This window comes from Anoxybacillus sp. (assembly GCF_036834105.1).
Lineage (GTDB): Bacteria > Bacillota > Bacilli > Bacillales > Anoxybacillaceae > Anoxybacillus.
In genome coordinates, this window is record NZ_DAITON010000006.1 from 1 (window position 1) to 3,111 (window position 3,111).

Below are 3,111 nucleotides of genomic sequence, written 5' to 3' on the forward strand. Positions count from 1 at the left end.
AAGAGGGCTTTTTTCTTTCAAGTCCCCGAAAACCTTTCTAACAGGAATGCTCCTCATTGTTATTTTCCTTTTTAGCCGAGTTTTTTATGAACAAAGGGGAGGATGTTTAGTGCCAGTAAAAAATATAAAAACGTATATTCTTTTATTTTTAACCGCTACCATTTGGGGTGGTGCCTTTGTTGCTGGAAAAATCGCAACGACGACTTTACATCCTGTGTCAGTTGCTTTTTTTCGCTTTTTCGGTGCTAGTTTGATTTTGTTTCCATTATTGTACTTGAAAGAGCCGAATAGACCAACTCCGACGAGAAAAGATTGGGTCGTGTTAGCGCTCCTCGGTTTAACGGGTGTGTTTTTATACAACATTTTCTTTTTTATAGCTACAAAATACGCACCAATTGTCAAAAGCTCATTAGTTATTGCGGTCAATGCCCCGTTGATTACATTGTTGTCTGCACTATTTTTGAAGGAAAAATTGAACGGAAGAAGTATATTTGGTATGTTGCTCGCCGTATTTGGAGCTGTATATATCATCACAAACGGCCATCCGTCCATACTTATCGAAATCGGTGTTGCTCCGATCGATCTCGTGCTAGCAGGGGCATGTCTCAGCTGGAGTACATATTCGGTTATTGGAAAAGTGGCAATGAAAAAATATAGTCCGCTCGCAGCAACAACGTACGCAACAGGTTTTGGAACGTTATTTTTAGCACCGTTTGCGCTATACTATACTTCCTTTACATCTATCAAAATGAGTGGATGGGATGTGTGGTTAAGCGTACTGTACGTTGCCGTTGTCGTTTCGGCTGTCAGCTTCGTTTGGTGGTATAATGGTATTCAAAAAGTCGGAGCTTCAACCGCTTCCGTTTTCATTAATGTCATGCCTATTTCTGCTACGGTGATGGGAACGATCTTTTTTAATGAACATTTGACAATTACTCATATCGTTGGAGCGGCGTTTGTATTTGGCGGTATTTTGTTTAACATTTACAGTAAACAAGAAAAAGTAATGTTCCCTCTCATTAAGAAAGGGGTAAATATATGATTTGGGGTGCAGGAGAAGTGTGGAAAGGATATGGCCTCGTATTGTTATCGGCAACAGGATTTGCGTTTATTCCCATCTTTGCATTATACGCATATGACAGCGGTGTCACTGTGACAACCCTGTTGTTTTTACGCTTTGCATTGGCTGCGCTTTTCTTTTTTCTGTATTTATGGTTAAAAGAAAAAAACTGGAAGGTTTCGCGGTCACATTTATTGTATTTATTTTTACTAGGTGGCATTTTCTATATGATGCAATCTTCTTTTTATTTTCAGGCAGTGAAATATATTCCATCTTCACTCGCTGCTTTATTGCTGTATTTAAATCCTATATTTGTGGCTATTTTTTCGTTCTTTATTAATAAAGAAAAGCTAACAAAACACATCATCATAGCGATTCTCATTTCTTTTTTAGGTATGTTGCTTGTATTAGGGGCACCAGAAGGAAAAATTCAGCCGCTCGGTATTGCGTTAGCCATTGGGGCAGCGATTGTTTACTCAATGTACATTATCGTTGGAAATAAAGTGACCGCACTCGTTCCACCCATTACAGCGAGCGCCTACATTGCACTCTTTGCCGCTTTGTCTTTTTTTATTTTTGGAATCGGTTCGGGAACATTACATTTTCAATTTGGCACAAAAGGATGGCTTCCAATTATCGGAACATCGTTCGTCTCAAGCGTTTTGGCGATGTTGACGTTTTTTGCAGGAATGAATATCATCGGTCCGACAAAAGCAGCGATTTTAAGTATGATAGAACCGATCGTGACGTTCCTTCTATCGATGGTATTTTTACATGAAAGCATATCGTCTATCCAAATGATTGGGGGACTGATTGTGTTGAGTGGAGCTATGCTTGTTGTCACAACAAAAGAACTTAAACCAAAGAAAAAATCGACCTCCATCAGTGCGTGAAGGGGGTCGATTTTGCAAAATGGCAGGAATATTGCCCATCGTTATCTAATTCCAATAAATGTGTCTTTATAGTAGTGAGGAGGATTGTTGTGAACCAAAATGTAAACTTCCCGTCGGTGGCGCTAGTGACAGGAGCCTCAAGCGGGTTTGGGCTACTTGTAAGTGTTGCACTTGCGCGCGAAGGATATCAAGTCGTTGCTTCGATGCGAAACATGCAAAACAAAGAAATGCTTGCAACAGCAGCGTGTGAAGCAGGCGTGTACGATCGGATAGAAATCGTACCTCTCGATGTCACCGATTTCGCTTCGGTACAATCGGTCGTGCACGATGTAATCAATCGCTATGGACGGAGCGATGTATTAGTTAACAACGCAGGGTTTGCCGCTGGCGGTTTTGTAGAGGAATTCTCACTTGAAGAGTGGGAGCGTCAATTTGCGACAAACTTTTTCGGGTTAGTTGCCGTTACAAAAGCTGTTTTGCCAATTATGCGAACGCAACGTAGCGGTAAGATTATCAACATTAGTAGCATTAGCGGACGAGTCGGTTTTCCGGCGATGGGTCCATATGTCGCTTCAAAATTTGCTGTCGAAGGATTTAGCGAATCGCTTCGTTTAGAAATGTTGCCGTACGGAGTATATGTCGTCTTAATTGAGCCTGGGTCATTCAAAACAAACATTTGGTCGAAAGGACTTCAAGGAGTGTCCGTCCGTTCGGATTCACCATATGCAACAGAAATGAAAACTATTGTGCAATACGTGAATCGAGTGGCCAAAACAGCACCACCCCCTGACGAAGTCATTAAGCAAATCATCAAAGTCGTCCAATCGCCGACTCCTCGTTTGCGTTACCCTGTAGGGAGAGGAGTCAAACTGACGTTAATGCTGAAAAACTGGTTGCCATGGAAGTGGTGGGAGCGGATTTTCCTAAAAACGTTGAATAAACAGGAATAAGCACAACCTTCATATATAGCTGTAGAAAACATACATTTGGAAGTAGGAGTTTTGTTAATTTTAGCGAAATGATGTGTAAAATCGTTGAAGATTGATCGACAAAATGCTTTAGACCAAGAATTAAACAGGGGGCGAAAGAGGTGGGAAATGTTTATTTTTTTACCGGATTTCCGGGATTTATTTCGTTGATGTTGCTTGAGGAGCTAAT

Annotated in this window: 3 protein-coding genes; all 3 read left to right on the forward strand. The window is 41.0% G+C overall.

The annotated features are described in order from the left end of the window. Nucleotides 1-109 precede the first annotated feature (109 nt). The 3 genes from V7Z64_RS01365 to V7Z64_RS01375 all read left to right on the forward strand — a co-directional run bounded on the left by V7Z64_RS01365 (nucleotide 110) and on the right by V7Z64_RS01375 (nucleotide 2,903). Nucleotides 110-1,042 carry a DMT family transporter gene (locus tag V7Z64_RS01365; RefSeq protein WP_297991421.1) on the forward strand — a complete coding sequence of 311 codons (933 nt, stop codon included), beginning with the start codon at nucleotides 110-112 and terminating at the stop codon, nucleotides 1,040-1,042. Beyond that, nucleotides 1,039-1,953, forward strand: a complete 915-nt coding sequence (locus tag V7Z64_RS01370) for a DMT family transporter (RefSeq protein ID WP_297991418.1) — start codon at nucleotides 1,039-1,041, stop codon at nucleotides 1,951-1,953. The genes V7Z64_RS01365 and V7Z64_RS01370 overlap by 4 nt, the downstream gene beginning before the upstream one ends. Nucleotides 1,954-2,042: 89 nt before the next feature. Further along, nucleotides 2,043-2,903 carry an oxidoreductase gene (locus V7Z64_RS01375; RefSeq protein WP_297991415.1) on the forward strand — a complete coding sequence of 287 codons (861 nt, stop codon included), beginning with the start codon at nucleotides 2,043-2,045 and terminating at the stop codon, nucleotides 2,901-2,903. Nucleotides 2,904-3,111 lie beyond the last annotated feature (208 nt).

Coding starts and splice junctions, on each gene's coding strand:
- V7Z64_RS01370 (WP_297991418.1), top strand. CDS start 1,039: ATGATTTGGGGTGCAGGAGAAGTGTGGAAAGGATATGGCCTCGTATTG.